Here is a 17,469-nt window from a genome sequence, read left to right as displayed (position 1 = left end):
CTCGCGATGATCATCGATTTGGCGGCGGCCGGGGATCGCTGACCCCACGGGCTGTCGAGTCCCGACAACACCACGGGTCGAGATTGTCGGCGGCCGACAACGGGGTGGGCGCCGTCTCGGGTGAAGCTGGGCTCGTCAGCAGCACTCGTCCAGGTGGAGGTGGTCATGGCCGACGTCGGGCGCATCGACGGCGGACCGCGGTCGGCGGTCGTGGTCGGCGCGGGCATCGTGGGTCTGTCGACCGCGTGGTTCCTCCAGGAACGCGGCGTCGCCGTGACCGTGGTCGACCGGACCTCGGTGGCGGCGGGCGCGTCGTGGGGCAACGCCGGGTGGGTCGCACCCGGTCTGGCCATCCCGCTCAACGAACCCTCCGTGCTGCGCTACGGCCTCGCGTCGCTGCTGAGCCGGACGGCGCCCCTGCACGTCCCGCTCACGGCCGACCCCGCGCTGTGGGCGTTCCTGGCGAGGTTCGCCGGGAACTGCCGCTGGTCGTCGTGGACCCGCGCCGTGCGCGCCAACCTGCCGTTCAACGAGGAGTGCGTCGAGGCGTTCGACGTGCTCACCGCCAACGGCGTCGACGCCACGACCGTCGACGCGCCGATCACCGCCGCCTTCCGGACGGCCCGGCAGGCCGAGGGGCTGCTGCGGGAGCTGCGCCGGATGGCCGACGCCGGGCAGGCGGTCGACCACACCGAACTCGACCGCGACCAGCTCCGCGAGCACGTCCCCCTGGCCTCGCCCGCCCTCACCACCGGCATCCGGATCGACGGGCAGCGCTACCTCGACCCCGGCTCGTTCGTCCAGGCGCTGGCCCGGTCGGTGGTCGCGCGCGGCGCCACCATCCGACTGGTCGAGGCGGTCGACGTCCGCACCCGCCCAGGGGGCGTCACGGTCCACCCGCGCGGCGGCGGCGCCGTGTCCGCCGACGTCGCGGTGGTGGCCACCGGGGCGTGGCTGTCCCGGCTCGCGCGGCGCTGGGGCGTGCGCGTGCCGGTCCGCGCGGGTCGCGGGTACTCGTTCACCGTGCCCGTGGAGCGCCCGGTCCCCGGCCCGGTCTACCTGCCCGACGTGCGCGTGGCGTGCACGCCCTACCGGGACGGCCTGCGCGTGGCGGGCACGATGGAGTTCCGCGACCCGGACGCGCCCGGCGTCCACGCCCGGCTCGACGCCGTCACCGCGTCCGCCCGCCCCCTGCTCGACGGCGTGCGCTGGGACGAGCGCGGCGACGTGTGGGTCGGCCCGCGCCCGGTCACGCCGGACGGGCGGGCGCTGATCGGCGCGGTGCGCGCCCCGAACGTCTACGTCGCGGGCGGGCACGGCATGTGGGGGATGGCCCACGGCCCGGTCACCGGGCGCCTGCTGGCCGAGCAGATCACCACCGGCAAGCAGCCCGAGGCGCTGCGGCCCTTCGACCCCCTGCGCTGAGGGACGCCGTGGACACCCCGTCGAGCCCCCCGCTCACCGACGAGGAGCGCCGGGAGCTGGTGTGGCTGCGCGCGGAGAACGCGTTCCTGCGCGTCCAGCGCGACGTCCTCACCCGCATCGCCACCGGGTACGCCCACGACGTCGAGGTCTTCCTCGGCAGGCGCTCCACCGACGCGCTCCACCCCTGAGCCACCACCCCGTCCGCGGGGCCGGCGCGAACCGTCCCGGCACCACGGACACCCCCGCCGTCAGGGCGGCCCCCAACCCCCTCCACGGCCGTCCTGACGGCATCCCCCGTTCGACCACGACCCACGAGGACCACGATGACCAGCACCCGATCCGTCTGGCTGACCCCCGAAGCCGCCCAGCGGCTGCGGACCGAACTCGCCGACCTGGTCGCGGCGGGCACCACCCGGACGCGCGACGACCCGGCGGCGCGCGGGCGGCGCGAGGAGCGCGTGCGCGAGATCCGGGAGCTGCTCGCCACGGCCGTCGTCGGCCAGGACCCGCCGGACGACGGCGTGGCCGAGCCCGGCATGGTGCTCACCGTCCGCTACGACGACGTCGACGACACCGAGACGTTCCTGCTGGGCATGCGCGCCGCCGAGCACGGCGGGATCGAGGTCTACTCCCCGGAGTCACCGCTGGGCGCGGCCATCGCGGGCGCCCGTCCCGGCGACCGGCGCACCTACCGCGCCCCCGGTGGCCGCACCATCGGCGTCACGCTGCTCGACGCCGTCCCCTACGGCCGCGCCCAGCGGTGACGGGGTTCCAGCGCTCGCCCCGCACGGCCTCGTGCCCCTCCCGCACGGCCACCGAGGAGGACGTCCGCGCCGGGAACCGTTCGAGCTGCCGGATCCGCCGCGGGCCTGCCGCGGAGTTCCGGTCGGTGGGGGAGGCCCTGGCGGAGGGCGGCTGGCGGCCGCGTGCGGTCAGCCGATCTCGTTGGTCCAGTCGACGACGGCGCGGTGGTAGTCCGGTGCGTTCGCGGAGAAGTTGAGGGAGTGCCCGTAGCCGGGGACGACGTGGGTCCGCAGCCGGGCCTCCGGTGCGTAGAACGGGCCCTCCGACACCCGCAGCGCCTCGGCCGAGGAGCAGTCGGCGCCGAGCGGCGGGCCGCAGAAGTTCGCGTCGCCGCCACCCATGACGAGCATGACCGGCACGGTGATCCGACGCGACAGCGGGACGAGGCTGCCGACCAGGACGGTGCCGACGGTTTCCGTCGGCGTGACGACGTCCTTGGTCGCCTCGTCGAACGCGATGGCGCCCTGCTCCACCGGGCCGGGGGTGTGGAACGACGAGTAGCGGGTGCCGTCCACGGTCGTCAGGTAGCCGAGGTTGAGGGCGCGCTCCTGGAACCTCGGGTCCAGCAGGGTCGGGATCAGGGTGGTGAACACGGGCACGGCGCCCGGCAGGTTGATCTGGTGGGACAGGCCGGTGATCACCACGCCGTCCACGTCGCGGTACGTGACCGCCTCGACCGTGGCCACGGCCGAGCCGATCGAGTGGCCCACGAGCACCACCCGGTCGAACCGGGGCCGCAGCGACCGGACCACCTCGTGCACGGCCTTCGCCTGGCTGGACACGGTGATCAGCGCGCTCAGCGGCTCGGAGCTGCGACCGCTGCCGAGCCGGTCGACCGCGACGGTGGCGATCCCGGCCCTGTTCAGCGCCTGCCGGTACGACCTGGTCCCTGGGGAGTAGCCGATGTCCCAGTACGCGCTGGTGTACGTGCCGCCCGGCACCAGCACCTGGAGCGTCGTCGCGCCGTCCGGCACGCACAGCCTGCCGTACACCGACTGCACCGACAGGCCGACGGTCACCGGCACCTCCACGTCCTCGCACGTGGTCCGGGCCGCCGAGGCGGACGTGCCGGGGGAGAGACCGACACCGGCGGCGAGCAGCACGACGGCACCGAACCGGCGGAAACGCGACCAACCCACGGGAAACGACCTCCAACTACTCACGGGGAACCGCCGTCATCAGCATCCGGCTGGGGTAGGCGGCGGTGGTGAACTTGACGCGGACGGGTCGCCCCGGCACCGGGACCAGCCGCCACCGCGCCGCGACGGTCGCGGCGGTGAGGATGATCTCGGCGCGGGCGAACAGGTTCCCGACGCACTGGCGCGAACCCGCGCCGAACGGGACGAACGCCCCCTTGGGGATCGTCCCGGCGCGTTCGGGCGACCAGCGGTCGGGGTCGAAGCGGTGCGGCTCCTCGAACGAGGTCGGGTCGTGGTGCAGCGCGTGCGGGCTGAAGATCACCTCGGCGCCCTCGGGCAGCACCACGTCGCCCAGCTCCACCGGTCGCAGGGTGCGCCGCATCAGGAACCAGACCGGGTACATCCGCAGCACCTCGTCGACCACCTGGTCGAGGTAGACCAGTTTCCCGATGTCGGCGAGGGTCGGAGCCCGCCCGCCCAGCACCTCGTCCACCTCGGCGTGGACCCGGCGCTCGACCTCCGGGTGCCGCGCGATCTCGTGGAACGTCCAGGCCAGCGCCAGCGCGGTCGTCTCGATGCCACCGATGAGCAGCGTCATGACCTCGTCGTGGACCTGCTCGTCGGACATGGGCTCGCCGGTGTCCTCGTCCTGGGCCATCAGCAGCATCGACAGCAGGTCGCCCCGGTCGACGCCCTCCTCCCGCCACCCGCGCACGACGTCGAGCACGATCGAGCGCAGCCGGTCGACCGCCCCGTCGAACTCCCGGTTGCCGCGCAGGGGCAGCTTCTCGACGAACGAGGGCGACAGGGCGCGGACCATGCCCTGCTTGAGCACGGTGAAGATCGACCGGCGCACCTCCTCGATCGCGTCGTCGCCCATGCGGGTGGAGAACAGCGCCTCGCCCACGATGGTGACGGCGAGCGCCTGGGTGTCCTCCTCGACCACGCGCACCTGACCGGGCCGCCACGTGGCGGTCAGGTCGGCCGCGGCGCGCGCCATCGCCTGGGCGTACAGGGCGATGCGCTCGGTGTGGAAGGCGGGGCGCACCATCCGGCGCTGGCGGCGGTGGAACGAGCCGTTCGACGTGGCCAGACCGTTGCCGAAGACCGGTTGGAACTTGTCGAACAATGCTCCTTTTCTGAATGAAGAACCCTTCTTGACCAGCAGTTCGTCAACAAGCCGTGGATTCGTCACGAAATAGGTGCGCATCGTTCCCAGATCGATCCGGACGATGTCGCCGCAATTCCGCAAAGATGCGGTGAAGGCATGGCGCTGCCGCGCCATCCGCATGGTGTGGCCGAACAGGGGAAGGCGGCCAGGAGCCACCGGGACGGACATATCCGCTCCTCGCCCAATCCTAGGGGATGTGACACGATAAAAGCCATTCAGGTGAAAGCGGGAGCGTCCGATCAGGTGGTCTCCACCACCCTGATGGTGCAATCGGGTCCGTCTGTCGGCGGCTACGATGCTGCCACTCATACGAAGGAGGATCAGTGGTGGTCCAACGCGAGTGGATTCCGCAGAGCATCGACGTGTCGGCTCCGAGCATGGCTCGTACTTACGATTTCCTGCTCGGTGGCGCCCACAACTTCGCGGTGGACCGCGACCTCGCCGCGCACGTCGAGCGCGTCATGCCGGACGCGCGTTCGGCGGCGCGCGTCAACAGGGCTTTCCTCGGTCGGGCGGTCCGATTCATGACCGATCGGGGGATCAAGCAGTTCCTCGACATCGGTTCCGGTATCCCGACCGTGGCCAACGTGCACGAGGTCGCCCAGGCCGTCGACCCGGAGTGCCGCGTCGTGTACGTGGACAAGGACCCGATCGCGGTGGCGCACAGCGAACTCATGCTGGCGGACAACGACCGCGCGACGATGGTGCACGCCGACATGCGCGACCCCCGGTCGATCCTCGACCACCCGGAGACCCGCGCCCTGCTCGACTTCGACCAGCCGGTCGGTGTGCTGATGCTGATGATGCTGCACTGGGTGCCGGACTCCGACGACCCGTGGGAGCTGGTGGCGCGGTACCGCGACGCGCTGGCCCCCGGCAGCCACCTGGCCATCACGCACGTCACCGCCGACGGCCAGGACGAGCGCCTGTCCGAGGTGACCGGCCTCATCCAGCAGAGCCGCAGCGCTGACCAGCTCACCGAGCGCCCGCACGACCGGGTGAGCGCCCTGTTCGGCGACTTCGACCTGGTCGAGCCCGGTCTGGTCGGGTGCGCGGCGTGGCGGCCGACGGGCAGGGGCGACGTGTCCGACAGCTCGGCGATGAACACGGTGATCTACGCCGGGGTCGGCCGGAAGCCCTGACGTCCGCCGTCCGCCGTCCGCGGTCGAGGACCGCGGACGGCAGGGCCCCGCACCTCCCAGCGAGCCCGCGCCGACCCCGGCGGCCGGGTCGCGGCAGCACCAGGACGAAGCAGGTCTGATCCGATGTCCCAGCCCGGTTCCGCACCCGATCCCCGCCCGGTCCCGCCGGACGCCGCACGCGCGAGGGAACTGCTCTCCCGCAAGTGGGCCTACCTGCTGAGCGGCTCCGAGGCGATCCCGCTGACGGCGGTGGAACTGGAGCGGGAACTGCGCGGCAGGCTCGACGCCCTGTGCGCGGTCCTGGCCCGCGACCCGCTCGACGTCGCGGCGGTCGAGCGGCTCGGCGAGGACGTCGTCTCGTTGGGCTACATCGGCGAGGAGGGCCTGCGCCGCACCACCGAGGTGCTCGGCGCGGGGCTGCCCGCGCTACCGGAGTTCCAGCCCGCGGACGCGCACGCGGCCACGATCGCCCGCGCGATCGGCGCGCTGTCCACCGGGTTCCTGGTCGCCGTCCGGCGGTCGGTGCTGGAGCAGCAGGAACGGATGCAGCTGTCGCTGCTCAAGGCCGTGCGCGACGCCAAGTGGAACCTCAAGGAGAGCCAGGCGCGGTTCGACGAGGTGGTCACGTCCTCGGCGAGCGGCATCGTGATCGTCGGCCTCGACGGGCGGCTGATCCGGGTCAACAGCGCGATCTGCGACATCCTCGACCTCACCGCCGCCGAGCTGACCGGCACGTCCCTGTTCGACCTCGTCCACCCCGACACGGTCGGGAAGCTGCGCGGGGCGATGCGGACCGTGGCCGAGGGCGACCGGGAGCGCGTGCGGCAGTCGCAGCGCCTGCTGCGCCGCAACGGAGACGTGGCCCGGATCTCGCTGACGGCCTCGCTGCTGCGCGACGCCGACGGGGAGCCCGGCCACTTCGTCGTGGTCGTCGAGGACGGCACGGAACTGGTGCTGCTCCAGAGCGAGCTCAACCGGCAGGCGCTGAACGACGTGCTCACCGGCCTGCCGAACCGCCAGTACTTCAGCAGCCACCTGGAGGGCGCGGTGCGCCGCGCCGACCCGGCGCACGGCGTGACGCTGCTGCACCTCGACCTCGACGCGTTCGGCCTGGTGTGCGACAGCCTCGGGTGGCGCGCGGGCGAGCGCCTGCTGGTGCACGTGGCGCAGCGGCTGAAGTCGTTGCTGGCGCTGGAGAAGGCGATGGTCGCCCGGTTCGACGGCGACGAGTTCGGCATCCTCGTGGAGAACACGGCGAGCACGCCGGACGTCGCCACCATCGCCGCCGCCGTCAACCGGGAGCTGGCCGAACCCGTGTACGTCGACGGGCACGGCCTGGCTCTCTCGGCCTCCATCGGCGTCGCGCGCGGCACGTCGCGCGACCAGGACCACACCGAGCTGCTGCGGGCCGCCGACCAGGCGCTGCGCCGCGCCAAGGTGGCGCGGCGCGGGCAGTGGACGATGTTCGACCCGCACCAGGACGCGGAGGAGCGGGCGACGAGCGAACTGGCCGTCGGCATGCCGGGCGCGTGGGAGCAGGGCGAGTTCTCCGTCCACTACCGGCCCGTGGTGCGGTTGGCCGACCGCGGCGTCGAGGGCGCGGAAGCGGTGCTGCTCTGGGACCGGCCCGGCCACCCCGTCGGGCACGAGCGGTGCGTGGAACTGGCCGAGAGGACGGGGCTGGTCCTGCCGCTGGGCGAGTGGCTGCTCGCCACGGCCGCCGGTCAGGTCCGCTGGTGGGGCCAGGGCGGCGGTGTCGCGCCGCCGTTGACCATCGCCCTGACCGCGCACCAGGCGTCCGACGCAGACCTCGTGGCCCGCGTGGTGCGGGTGCTCGACAACACCGGCCTGCCCGCGGACCGGCTGTCGGTCGGCGTCCCGGTGGGCGTGGTGTCGGTGCCCGAGGCGGCGGACACGCTCGGCGTGCTGGCCGAGATGGGCGTGCGGACGGCGCTGGACGACTTCGCCCTGGGGCCGGACGACCTCGCCGCCGTGCTGGACTTCGGCGTCCGCTCGGTCCGCGTGGCCAGGCGCCTGGTGGACCTGAGGACCGGGGTGGGCGCCGGGTGCGCCCGCGCCGCGATCTCCGTGCTGCGCGAGGCGGGCGTCGTCGTGGTCGTCGACGGCGTCACGGCGGAGGAGCAGGCGACCTGGTGGCGCGACGCGGGCGCGCACCTGGCGACGGGGCCCCACTTCGGCCCCGACCAGCCCGCCGCCGCGTTCCACCGGGATTTCCGGATCGCCCCCTGAATCGACCGCACCCGGTCTGCTCCGGCTGATTCCGACTCGGCGTCGGGATGCGGCCGAACCGCACGCGCCGCCGTCGGCCTCGGCGAATCGGGGAATCCCGGCCACCGGGTGCACCGGCCCCGTTTCGCGCCTCGCGCGCCCCACCGCCCTCGGGTGCGAGCCATTTCCCGGCCCCGTTCGCGATCAGTCCACCGGGGAACGCCTGCCGGGTGAACGGGGCCACGGCCTGCGAATGGGGCGGTCACGTCGGCCTTTCACGGATCGGGTGGTCGTCGCGGCGCCGATTCCGCGGTGATCCTCCTGGCAGTCGCTTTCGGCCGCGGCGCACACCGCGTTCTTCCGCGACGCCGCCGCGGAAGATGTACCACGTCCTTTTTCCCACGCGATCACCGCGATTGTCGCCGGTGACGTCCCCCCGGTCGTTCTCGGAGCAGTGGTGGCTGGTCCTTTCGGCGCAGTGTTCTCGCAGATCGCCGCTTTGCCTGCCCTTTTAGTTCAGTAGGTTCCCGAAGTACTTGGACTTCGCTGCGACGTTGTTCCCAACTTTTTGTCAGAATCAGCGAACTTTCGTTGACGTCAGACGAAAGTGTTCGTAACTTCAGCCTGGCTGCGGCGATCTCCCTGCTATCCATCGAGGAGCGACGATGCTTCCGTATGTCGCCACACGCGGCCGTTCTTCCGGACGGCCGCTATCCCTGCTCATCGTTCTGCTCACGGCGTTGTTCGGTCTGGTGGTCGTCACACCCACCAGTGCCGCCGCCATTCCCCCTCAGGAGCCCGGTGTGACGCTGCGGGTCTTCGACCTCCAGGCGGGCATCAGCAGGCTGTGCACCCTGAAGACGGGCCAGACCCCGAACGTCGACAAGCTGATGCCGACGATCAACTGGACCTCCACGGCCGACTTCGGGCTCAACGACTACTTCGTGTCCGAGGTGACCGCCAACATCAACATCACCACCTCGGGCACCTACCAGTTCCGGCTGACCAGCGATGACGGGTCACGCCTGAGCATCGACAACAACCTCGTGATCGACAACGACGGTCTGCACGGCCCCACGGCCGTCACGGGGTCGGTCACCCTGTCGGCCGGCTACCACGCGCTGCGGATCGAGCAGTTCGAGAACGTCGGTGAACAGCAGATCACCCTGGACTGGCAGCCGCCGGGGACGTCGAGCTTCGTCCTGGTGCCGAACTCGGTGCTCAGCACGGACGCGGGCGTCGTCCGGGTCACCGCGCCGGGCCGCAAGGAGTGCATCGGCGGCACCGACTCGCCCGGTGACGGCCTGCCCCTGAACTCCGTCTACCCCGGCTTCACGCTGACCAACCTGCGACCCAGCGGTTTCCAGCCGCAGGTGACCGGGATGGACTGGCTGCCCGACGGCAGGCTGGCCATCGCGACCTGGGGCGGTTCGGACAAGACCGTCGGTGAGGTGTACCTGATCAGCGGCGCGACGGGGAACACGGACCCCTCGCGGGTGCGGACCCAGCGCATCGCCAGCGGCCTGAAGGAGCCGATGGGCATCAAGTTCGTCGACGGCAAGCTGTACGTGTCGGAGAAGAACCGGCTCGTGGAGCTGAACGACACCAACGGCGACGGCGTGACCGACAACTACCGCACGGTCGCGACCTGGCCGTTCGGCGGGAACTTCCACGAGTTCGCGTTCGGGCTGCTCTACAAGGACGGCTTCTTCTACCTGAACCTGTCGGTGTCGATCAACCTGGGCGGCGCGACGACCGACCCGCAGCCCGCGCCGAACCGGGGCACCACCCTCAAGATCGACAAGAACACGGGTGCGGTGTCCTACGTCGCCGGTGGCCTGCGCACGCCGCACGGCATCGGCTGGGGCCCCGAGGGCGACGCCTTCGTGACCGACAACCAGGGCGGCTGGCTGCCCGCGTCGAAGCTGGTGCGGGTCAAGCAGAACCGGTTCTTCAACCACTACATGAACCCGGCGGGCCCGTTCGACGCGCAGCCGGTCACCGCACCGGTGGTGTGGCTGCCGCACAACGAGATCGCCAACTCGCCGAGCAACCCGGTCCAGCTGACCCAGGGCCAGTTCGCGGGCCAGATGGTCTACGGCGACGTGACCTACGGCGGCCTTCAGCGGGTGTTCCTGGAGAAGGTGAACGGCGAGTACCAGGGCGCGGTCTTCCGCATGACGCAGGGCCTGGAGTCCGGTGTCAGCCGCATCAGCATCGGTCCCGACGGTGCGATCTACACCGGCGGCATCGACGGCGGCGGCAACTGGGGCCAGCCCGGCAAGCTCGCCTACGGCTTGCAGAAGCTGACCCCGAACGGCACGACCACGTTCGACATGCTCGCGATGCGGGCCGTGCAGGGCGGGTTCCAGATCGAGTACACCCAGCCGCTGTCGGCCGCGACCGTCGCGGACCTGGCGAACAGGTACCAGGTCAAGCAGTGGCGGTACCAGCCGACCGTCGCCTACGGCGGCCCGAAGATCGACGAGCAGTCCCTGTCGGTCGGTTCGGCGACGGTGTCCGCCGACCGCAAGACCGTCACGCTCCAGATCCCCGGCCTCCAGCCGGGCCGGGTCGTGCACATCCGCTCGCCGCGCCCGTTCTCCTCCGAGGCCGGGACGCCGCTGTGGAGCACGGAGGCCTGGTACACGCTGAACTCGACGGTCGGCGGCGTGGCCGCCCCCGTGACCTACGAGGCTGAGCGCGCCGCGCTCAGCGGCGGGGCCGAGATCACCACCAGCCGCCCCGACTACTCCGGCACCGGGTTCGTCTACGGCTACTGGAACAAGGGCGCGACGACGACGTTCTCGGTGAACGCGGCCACCGCGGGCGCGCACAACGTGGCGCTGCGCTACTCCAACGGGCCCAACCCGTCCGCGGGGACCAAGTCGGTGAGCGTGTACGTCAACGGCGCGAAGGTCAGGCAGGTGCGCCTGGCCAGCACGACGACCTGGGACGCGTGGTCGACCCAGCCGGAGACGCTGAACCTGAACGCGGGCACCAACACCATCGCGTACCGGTACGACGACGCCGACGCGGGCAACGTCAACCTGGACAACATCACCGTCTCGGCGGTGCAGCGCGTCCAGCTGTTCGGCGGGACCGACCTGAACGCGTGGGAGAAGCGCGCGGGCGGGGCGGCGACCTGGCCGGTGTCCGGGGGGTCGGTGGAGTCCCTCGGCGGTGACATCCGGACCAAGCAGAAGTTCGGCGACTTCCGCATGCACGTCGAGTGGAACGAGCCGAACTACCCGGCGTCGGTCACGGGCCAGGCCCGCGGCAACAGCGGCGTCTTCCTCCAGGAGCGCTACGAGCTGCAGATCCTGGAGTCGTTCGGCGACACCACCCTCGCCAACGACGAGGCAGGGGCGATCTACTCCAAGAGGGCTCCCGACCGCAACGCGGCCACCGCTCCGCAGACCTGGCAGGCCTTCGACATCACCTTCCGGGCCGCCCGGTTCGACAGCGCGGGGGTCAAGACCGACAACGCCCGCGTGACCGTCGTGTGGAACGGCACGGTGGTCCACAACGACGTCGAGATCAACGGCACCACGGGCGACAGCTCACCCGAGGACGCCTCGCCCGGTCCCATCCGGTTGCAGGACCACGGCGATCCGGGCGAGAACCCCCGGTTCCGCAACATCTGGATCGAGCCCATCTCCTAGGGGATCGCGGTGCCGCGGGGGCTCTCCGCCCCCGCGGCACCCGCCGTTCGTCCGATCGCGGGACGTCCGCGCGCTCTGCGTCAGGTGACGCTGTCGGGGCCGTTGGCCGGTGGCAGCGTCAGGTGCGTGACGACGACCGAAATCCTCAGCTGGGCCATCCCCGTCATCGGCGGGATCGGAACCTACCTCGCCAGGGACTACCGGGTCGGCTGGGCCATCGGGCTCGCCACGCAAGGCCTGTGGATCATCCTCGGGATGATCACCGGTCTACCGGGTCTCGCCGTGTCCGCGCTGTGGTTCGGCGCCATCCAGTTCCGCAACTGGCGCACGTTCACACCGAGGGCGCGCCACCGGCGCCGCGGCGGGAGCTGCGCGTGCGGGACCTGAGCCGGTCGCACCGCCGCGCCGCACCAGCTCCCGGCCCCACCCGCGGGCGGGTGCCTCGACCCAGCGGTGGGTCAGCACGCACAGCGGCAGCAGCACGGCGTAGAAGGCGGGCACCAGCAGCGGTCCGTGCGGGTGCCCGCGGCCGATCGTGCCGTCGCTCACGGCCAGGAGCACGGGGTGCAGCAGGTAGACCGAGTAGCTGATCGTGCCCAGGCCGACCAGCCAGCGCGGTGTCCGCAGGCGCCGTGCCGCCAGGCCGATGCCGAAGGTGAGCACGGCCAGCAGGAACGCCAGGATCCAGCCGCGCCGGGTGGAGTGGGCGCCGTCGCCGTGCCAGTAGGCGCTCCCGACGGCGCAGGCGACCACGACGACGGCCGTGCAGGCGGCGTACCGCCAGGTGCTCTGCCCGTTCTCGGCCCGGTGGACGGCCGTGCCGAGGAACATCACGGCCAGCACCACCAACCCCTCCCACACGGGCACCGTGCCGTTGGAGGCCACCAGGACGAGCGCCAGCACCCCGCCCAGCACACCGCCGAACACGCGCGGCACCGGTGATCCCGCGCACCCGCAGCCGATCGCCACCACCAGGGCGACCGAGGCCAGCGCGATCAGCGGGACGGTGCCGACCGCGCCGGAGAGCGCGGAGACCGGCAGCGCGAGCCCCACCGCCGCGCTCACGGCGGCGAGGCAGGCGAAGGTGACGGCGACCGCCCCCGACCGCCGGTGCTGCCGCACCGCGAAGAGGGCGACGACCACCAGGTAGAACGCCATCTCGTAGGACAGCGTCCACAGGACGATCAGGAGGCTGGGCGTCCCCAGGAGTTCCTGGAGCAGGGTGAGGTGGGCGACGAACCCCGCGGCGCCGCCCTGCCCGCGGGCCTGCGCCAGACCCGCCAGGTCGGCGGCCAGCGCGGCCGCGACGACGACCGCCCACAGCGGGTAGATGCGGAACACCCGGCCGATCCAGAACGCCCGCACGTCTCCCCGCCGTTCGAGCGAGGCGGGGATGATGTAGCCGCTGACCAAGAAGAACACCAGGACGCCGTACCTGCCGGTGTTGAACTCCGGCACCAGTTCGCGGCGCAACTCCGCGAGGTAGGAGTACGACGAGTGCTCGAACACCACGACGAGCGCCGCGATGCCGCGCAGCGCGTCCAACCAGTCCACTCTGGACGGACCTGGCCGCGGCGCGGGAGACGTCGGTGACGGCCGCTGCGACGGGGCGAGGGGTGCGGGCTCCATACCCCTTCCACGGAGCACCGCTCCGCGAGGTTGTCCGGACACCGGGTTCTCGTCGCCGTCGTGGTGGAAAGAGCGTTGTCGCGCAACGGTTGCGGGCACACGTGTCCCCCAGACGGGCTCGTGGCGCTCACCCGGCCGCCATCAACAGCTTCACCACGAGGCCCGTGCGGATCCTGGCGGGGCCCACCGCGGCGGGGCGGTCGGACGCTCCCAGCGGTGACATGCCGTCGAGCCTGCGGTTCTGCTTGCCGTCGGCTTCCGTGGCGAACATCGCCACGGCGGTCGCGGTGGTGCCGTCGTTGCCCACGGTCCACGCCCACCGCCCTCCGTCGTCCACCGCGCTGTCCAGGAAACCGCGCGCCACGGTGACCTCGTGGGGTGCGGGGTCGTCCTCGGGCACGGGTGCCCGCCACACGACCCGCCCGTCCTTGCGGACCTCGGCCACGTGGTGCGGTTCGCGGTAGGCGGTGCCGAGCGAGGCGAACGCGGCCGCCGCGCGCATCGGGGTCGTCGCCAGGTCACCGGGGCCCGGCGGCCTCCCGTCGTCACGGGCGTCGAAGATCCGCTTGTCCTCCAGGGATTCCGCGAGGGACGACGTGTCGTCCCGTCGGAGTGCGGCCAGCTGGAACTTCAGCAGCGTGTCGCCCAGCGACCCGATCGGACCGTTCGCCTGGAAGGCGTCGTTGAAGCTCTGCTCCAGGTAACCGGGTCCGCCGCGGAAACCGACGATCGCGCCGGTGGCGACGTCGACCGACGCGACGGCCAGGTGCACGTCCCGGTCCTCGGGCCTGGCCGGGTCGAGGTTCGCCAGCCCCTCCGCCACGGCCCGGTCCACCGCGGCCATCCGGTCCGGCCGGTAGGTCGTCACGACGGTGTAGCCGCCCCTGGCGAGCATCGCGGCGTCCGGCACCTCCGGGTTCCGCTCGTGCAGGCCGTTGAGGTACTGGGTGGCCGCGTCGACCGCGTACCCGTTGACCCCCGACAGCTCGTTCGGTTCGTAGCGGACCGGTTCGGGGAAGGCCGTCCCGGCGCGCTGCCGGGCGTCGAGCCAGCCCTCCTGGACCATGCCGTCCAGCACGTAGTCCCACCGCTCCCGCAACGCCGTCGCGGCCTCGGGGTCGCTCGGCGCGGTCGCGTAGTAGTACGGGGCCGCGATGACCGCGGCCAGGTAGGCGGCCCGTGCCGGGTCGTCGGCCAGCGAGGCGACGGGCACGCCGAAGTAGGCGCGCGCCGCCGCCTCGATGCCGTAGGTGCCGCGGGCGAAGAACGCGGTGTTGAGGTAGTCCCGCAGGATGGTGTCCTTCGGGGTCCGGTCGGCGATCTTGATCGACACGAGGATCTCCTCCGCCTTGCGGCTGAAGGTCTGCTCCTGCGTGAGGTAGTAGTTCTTCACGTACTGCTGGGTGATCGTCGAGCCGCCCTGGAGGTTCCCGCCGTCGCCGGTGAGGTTGTTCTTCACCGCCCGCAGCAGACCCGTGACGGACACGCCGGGGTCCCGGTAGAACGAGCGGTCCTCGGCCGCGAGGACGGCCTCGCGCACCACCCGCGGGATCTGGTCGAACTCGACGGGCTGGCGGTTGACGCCGACGTGCGTGACGCGCGAGCCGTCGGACCAGGTGAAGATCGTCGCCTCGCGGGTGGCGAAGTCGTTGGGCGCCGGGATCTCCACGACCGACAGCGCGATGGCGAACGCGGCCCCGGCGAGCACCACGACCAGCAGCACGACACCCGCCACCAGCTTCGGCGACGGCAGGAACCGGCGGACCGCCCGCAGGACGGCTCTGCGCCGCGGTCCGCTGGTCCGGGTGGTCGTCGGGACGTCGTCCGCCCCCGGACCGCCGTCGTCACTTCCTGCCGCGGGGCTCGTGCTGTCGTCGCTCATCACCGGATGACACTCGTCGGGGCACTCCGGGGGTTGCACGGTGGCGAAGACCTGCCACCGCGCTAGCGGCGGACGCGGCCCCACGGCTTGAAGACGGAGAGCACCGTCGCGAACGTCAGCAGCGCCAGGGCGGTGGTGGCGAGGAACGAGACGAACCAGATGTCCCGCAGCGGTTGCTCGCCGGTGGAGAGTTCGCCGATCGGTCCCAGGAACGCCGTCATGAGCGCGCAGGCGACGACGTTGAGCACCAGCTTCACCGCGACCCACCGGTAGCGGACCAGGCCCCACTTGGTCGCGAGCCCCAGCAGCACGCCGGTGACCAGGCACACGAGGCCCGCGACGAGCCCGCAGAGCAGCAGCGGGACGACGAAGTGGTCCGCGAGCGCCTGGTGCGGGGAGGTGCGGTCGTCGCCCGACCGCGCCCAGCCGATCGCCACGAGCACGGCGGACACGACGTCGACGCCGATCCAGGTGCCCGCCGACACGACGTGCGTGACGAGCACGGTCTTGCGCAGCCGGGTGGGCACGGGCAGGCGGACCCGGTTCACCGGTGCGGGCTCGGCGGTGGGCGGGGCGAGAGGGGGCATGGTCGTCCTTGTCCGGTGCGGGGAACGGGGGCGGCTTCCGGTTTTCCCGGTGGGTTCGCCGTGTTCCCCGAGAATGGTCGGAGTGGAGCGCGAAGGCGTCCTCCAGGCGCAGGTCCCGCGCGTACCGCGGTCGCGGTACGGCGATGGAGTCGCAGGTGGAGGGCGTGCCCGGAGTTGCGTTCGGGTAATTCGACACGTGATTCCGGTGCACTTGCGTTTGGTCGTCCACCGCGGCGGGAATCGACCCCTTGCACTAGCGGGATCGTGTGCGGGAGGAGATGCCGGGTGATGTTCGAGGGATTCGAATCACGGCGGATCGACGTGGGCGAGGCGTCCATCTTCACCCGGTTCGGGGGAGGAGGGCCCGCCGTGCTGCTGCTGCACGGCCACCCCAGGACGTCCGCCACCTGGCACCGCGTCGCCCCCGCGCTGGTGGAGCGCGGCTTCACGGTCGTGTGCCCCGACCTCCGCGGCTACGGCCGATCTCGGGGCCCGGCCCCCACCCCCGACCACGAGGGCTACTCGAAGCGCGCGGTCGCCGGTGACCTGGTGGCGGTGATGAGGTCGCTCGGCCACGAGCGGTTCCTGCTGGCGGGCCACGACCGGGGCGGAGCCGTGGCGCTGCGCCTCGTCCTGGACCACCCCGAGGCGGTGTCGCGGTTCGCGGCCCTCGACTGCCTGCCCATCAGCGAGCACCTGTCCCGCACCACCGCGACGTTCGCGACCCGGTGGTGGCACTGGTTCTTCTTCGCCCAGCCCGACATCCCCGAGCGGGTCATCAACGCCGACCCGGACAGCTGGTACCGCGGCGACCCGGAGAGCATGGGCCGGGAGAACCACGACGAGTGGCGCGAGGCCGTGCGCAACCCCGACGTGGTGCGGGCGATGCTGGAGGACTACCGGGCCGGGCTGACCGTCGACCGGGACCACGAGGAGGCCGACCGGAAGGCCGGGAGGCGGATCACCTGCCCCACGCTGGTCCTGTGGTCGCTGCGCGACGACCTGGAGGAGCTCTACGGCGACCCGCTGGAGATCTGGCGGGACTGGGCGCCCGACGTGCGCGGGCACGGGATCGACTCGGGGCACCACGTCGCCGAGCAGGCCCCGGAGCCGCTCACCGCCTCGCTCGCCGACTTCTTCGGGGCCGGGTGACCCGCCAGCCGCGGGACGACCGGGCTCGGGCCGTCCGGCTAACCTGGGGGCCATGCCGAGGACAGACGCGGGACACGGGGTGGTCGCCGCTGCACCGGAACGGGTGTACGCCGCCCTCGTCGACCCCGAGGCGCTCGCGGCCTGGCTGCCGCCGGAGGGCATGAGCGGCCGGTTCGAGCGGTTCGACGCCCGTCCAGGGGGGTCGTACCGGCTGGTCCTGACCTACGCGGACGCGTCGGCGTCGCCGGGGAAGGCCACCGCGGACTCCGACGTCGTCGAGGCGCGGTTCGTCGACCTCGTCCCCGGCGTCCGGGTGGTGCAGGCGGTCGACTTCGTCTCCGACGACCCCGCCTTCTCCGGCACGATGACCATGACCTGGGAGGTCACCGCCGTCGAGGGCGGGACGCGGGTCGACGTCCGCGCCGACGACGTGCCTGACGGCATCTCCGCCGAGGACCACGCCGCCGGGCTGGCCTCCTCGCTGGCGAACCTGGCCGCGTACCTGCGAACGGACGCCTGAGCCCCGCCCTCCCGTCGGTAACCCGAAGCCATCTCCGGCGTTGACCGGGCGCGGTGCCGGGTTCTGTGCTGCCCGGCCGGACCCGGTCCGGCCCGCCCGTCAGCGGTCGCACCACCTTTCGGTC

At 72.1% G+C, this 17,469-nt stretch carries 13 protein-coding genes; 8 read left to right on the top strand and 5 right to left on the bottom strand.

The window, feature by feature from the left end; genetic code table 11:
• Nucleotides 1–165: 165 nt before the first annotated feature.
• The 3 genes from AC156L_RS33745 (at nucleotide 166) to AC156L_RS33735 (ending at nucleotide 2,189) form a co-directional block, all read left to right on the top strand.
• Nucleotides 166–1,425 (top strand): NAD(P)/FAD-dependent oxidoreductase, encoded by a 1,260-nt coding sequence (locus AC156L_RS33745; protein WP_330879292.1) that lies wholly within the window; start codon nucleotides 166–168, stop codon nucleotides 1,423–1,425.
• 8 nt (nucleotides 1,426–1,433) lie between these two features.
• A complete protein-coding gene (locus tag AC156L_RS33740; RefSeq protein ID WP_330879291.1) occupies nucleotides 1,434–1,613 on the top strand; it encodes a hypothetical protein in 180 nt (59 codons plus the stop codon).
• A 135-nt stretch (nucleotides 1,614–1,748) separates the two neighbouring features.
• Complete coding sequence (locus tag AC156L_RS33735; RefSeq protein WP_330879290.1) at nucleotides 1,749–2,189, top strand: GreA/GreB family elongation factor; 441 nt, start codon at nucleotides 1,749–1,751, stop codon at nucleotides 2,187–2,189.
• 168 nt (nucleotides 2,190–2,357) lie between these two features.
• Here the strand turns inward: AC156L_RS33735 and AC156L_RS33730 are convergent, their stop codons facing one another.
• Nucleotides 2,358–3,368, bottom strand: coding sequence for an alpha/beta hydrolase (locus AC156L_RS33730; RefSeq protein ID WP_330879289.1), 1,011 nt, complete (start codon nucleotides 3,366–3,368; stop codon nucleotides 2,358–2,360).
• A 16-nt stretch (nucleotides 3,369–3,384) separates the two neighbouring features.
• Nucleotides 3,385–4,707 (bottom strand): cytochrome P450, encoded by a 1,323-nt coding sequence (locus tag AC156L_RS33725; RefSeq protein ID WP_330879288.1) that lies wholly within the window; start codon nucleotides 4,705–4,707, stop codon nucleotides 3,385–3,387.
• A 155-nt stretch (nucleotides 4,708–4,862) separates the two neighbouring features.
• Here AC156L_RS33725 and AC156L_RS33720 point away from each other — a divergent pair, with 155 nt between their 5' ends.
• The 3 genes from AC156L_RS33720 to AC156L_RS33710 all read left to right on the top strand — a co-directional run bounded on the left by AC156L_RS33720 (nucleotide 4,863) and on the right by AC156L_RS33710 (nucleotide 11,575).
• Nucleotides 4,863–5,681 carry an SAM-dependent methyltransferase gene (locus tag AC156L_RS33720; RefSeq protein ID WP_330879287.1) on the top strand — a complete coding sequence of 273 codons (819 nt, stop codon included), beginning with the start codon at nucleotides 4,863–4,865 and terminating at the stop codon, nucleotides 5,679–5,681.
• Between the two features lie 123 nt (nucleotides 5,682–5,804).
• Complete coding sequence (locus tag AC156L_RS33715; protein WP_330879286.1) at nucleotides 5,805–7,931, top strand: putative bifunctional diguanylate cyclase/phosphodiesterase; 2,127 nt, start codon at nucleotides 5,805–5,807, stop codon at nucleotides 7,929–7,931.
• Between the two features lie 644 nt (nucleotides 7,932–8,575).
• Nucleotides 8,576–11,575, top strand: coding sequence for a 3-keto-alpha-glucoside-1,2-lyase-like domain-containing protein (locus AC156L_RS33710; protein ID WP_330879285.1), 3,000 nt, complete (start codon nucleotides 8,576–8,578; stop codon nucleotides 11,573–11,575).
• A gap of 267 nt (nucleotides 11,576–11,842) precedes the next feature.
• Here the strand turns inward: AC156L_RS33710 and AC156L_RS33705 are convergent, their stop codons facing one another.
• The 3 genes from AC156L_RS33705 to AC156L_RS33695 form a co-directional block, all read right to left on the bottom strand.
• Entirely contained in the window at nucleotides 11,843–13,129 is a 1,287-nt protein-coding gene (locus tag AC156L_RS33705; RefSeq protein ID WP_330879284.1) for an acyltransferase family protein, read from the bottom strand.
• Between the two features lie 202 nt (nucleotides 13,130–13,331).
• Nucleotides 13,332–15,086 (bottom strand): transglycosylase domain-containing protein, encoded by a 1,755-nt coding sequence (locus tag AC156L_RS33700; protein WP_484407604.1) that lies wholly within the window; start codon nucleotides 15,084–15,086, stop codon nucleotides 13,332–13,334.
• A gap of 62 nt (nucleotides 15,087–15,148) precedes the next feature.
• Complete coding sequence (locus AC156L_RS33695; protein WP_330879282.1) at nucleotides 15,149–15,673, bottom strand: hypothetical protein; 525 nt, start codon at nucleotides 15,671–15,673, stop codon at nucleotides 15,149–15,151.
• A gap of 288 nt (nucleotides 15,674–15,961) precedes the next feature.
• On the opposite strand from AC156L_RS33695, the gene AC156L_RS33690 reads away from it, so the two are divergent.
• Nucleotides 15,962–16,825 (top strand): alpha/beta fold hydrolase, encoded by an 864-nt coding sequence (locus tag AC156L_RS33690; protein WP_330879281.1) that lies wholly within the window; start codon nucleotides 15,962–15,964, stop codon nucleotides 16,823–16,825.
• A 52-nt stretch (nucleotides 16,826–16,877) separates the two neighbouring features.
• Nucleotides 16,878–17,345: an SRPBCC family protein gene (locus tag AC156L_RS33685; RefSeq protein ID WP_330879280.1), complete on the top strand. Its 468-nt coding sequence runs from the start codon at nucleotides 16,878–16,880 to the stop codon at nucleotides 17,343–17,345.
• The last annotated feature ends 124 nt before the right edge of the window (nucleotides 17,346–17,469 follow it).

The sequence above is a fragment of the Umezawaea sp. genome (assembly GCF_057122925.1).
Note: the sequence above shows the minus strand (reverse complement) of the source record. Positions and strands in the feature narration are given on the sequence as shown.